The 1410-nt window shown below is 39.7% G+C and carries 1 protein-coding gene; it reads right to left on the reverse strand.

Going from position 1 to position 1410, the window contains the following annotated elements; all coding sequences use genetic code 11:
• Positions 1–27: 27 nt before the first annotated feature.
• The gene (locus BMI76_RS10435) at positions 28–1290 is read right to left on the reverse strand and encodes an ISL3 family transposase (protein WP_075347472.1); all 1263 of its coding nucleotides are present in this window, start codon (positions 1288–1290) and stop codon (positions 28–30) included.
• Between the last annotated feature and the right edge of the window lie 120 nt (positions 1291–1410).

The following is a 1410-nucleotide window of genomic DNA, read 5'->3' on the forward strand; positions in this document are numbered from 1 at the left end:
GGCTCCTTGTCAACTGTAGTGGGTGACTTATAAGGAACAACGAGAGAGGACCAGATTGGTCTTCTCTTTTGTTAGGTTCAAAGCGAGATAAATCCGTTTTTTGAAGTTGTCAAAGTTTCGATAACCAAAAGCATTCCGCTTGATGTCTTTGATGAGTTTGTTAGTAGCTTCAAGTTTAGCGTTAGAATAAGGCAGTTCGATGGCGTTAGTAATGTCGTTTTTGTAGCGAATAAAGGTGTTCAAAGCCGTTTTAAAGGTGCGATTGAGATGAGGTAAAGCATCTTGAATTAAGCCCCAAAACTGCTTAGTATTTTTCTCTTGCAGGTGAAAGAGGATTAACTGGTACAGATCATAGTAATCTTTAAGCTCAGGAACTAGTTTGAACATCTTATTGAGACATTCTCTAGGCGTCAGAGTCTCTCTGAAAGTTCTAGAATAGAAAGCCTTAAGAGACAGTTTCCGACTATCTTTTTGAATGAGTTTCCAGTAGTACTTAAGAGCCCTGTATTCAAGAGATTTATGGTCAAATGGCTTCATGATTTGGATTCTTGTCTGATTAAGGGCACGACTCATGTGCTGGACAATGTGGAAGCGGTCGAGGACAATTTTAGCATTAGGGAATAATTTCTTAATGAGAGGGATATAGCTTCCAGACATGTCAACAGTGACGACTTTGACCTTGTTTCTGGCTTCTTTAGCATATTTAAAGAAATGATTTCGGATGGTTGTTTGTCTTCTGTTATCAAGGATGGTCATGATGTTCTTAGTGCTGAAATCCTGAGCAATGAAGGCAAGTTTACCCTTCTGGTAGGAGAATTCATCCCAGGAGAGTACCTCGGGCAACGAGGTGTAATCCTCATGGAATTGAAATTGCTTGAGCTTGCGATTGACGGTAGAGGTAGAGATGGCGAGCTTAGAAGCGATATGGGTTAAAGCTTCTCTGTTGAGCAATAGCTGAGCGATTTTCTGTCTAAGAAGTTCCGAGATTTGGCAATTTTTCTTAACGAGGGTAGTTTCAGATACGGTGACTTTTCGACAAGACTTACATTGGAACCTTCTCTTCTTTAGACGAATGAGGCTAGGGAAGCCCCCAATTTCGATAAAGGGGATTTTAGAAGGCTTTTGGAAGTCGTATTTAATCTGATTTCCCATGCAATGTTTACATTTAGGAGGATGATAGTCCAAGGTAGCGATGACTTCGATATGTGTGTCGTGTTGAATGGCTTTAGTCAAGGTAATATGTTTGTCTTTCATTCCGATGAGTAATGTGGTATTATTGAGATGTTCCATAAGATACTTTCTAATGAGATGGTTAGCGCTTTTCATTATAAGTCTTATGGGACTTTTTTGGTAGTCAAAAAGCCCTATAATCTCCAGAGTGGTTTTACCCACTACAGAAATTATAGAGCC

The sequence above is a fragment of the Streptococcus sp. 'caviae' genome (genome assembly GCF_001937065.1).
In the GTDB taxonomy this organism is placed as follows: Bacteria; Bacillota; Bacilli; order Lactobacillales; family Streptococcaceae; genus Streptococcus.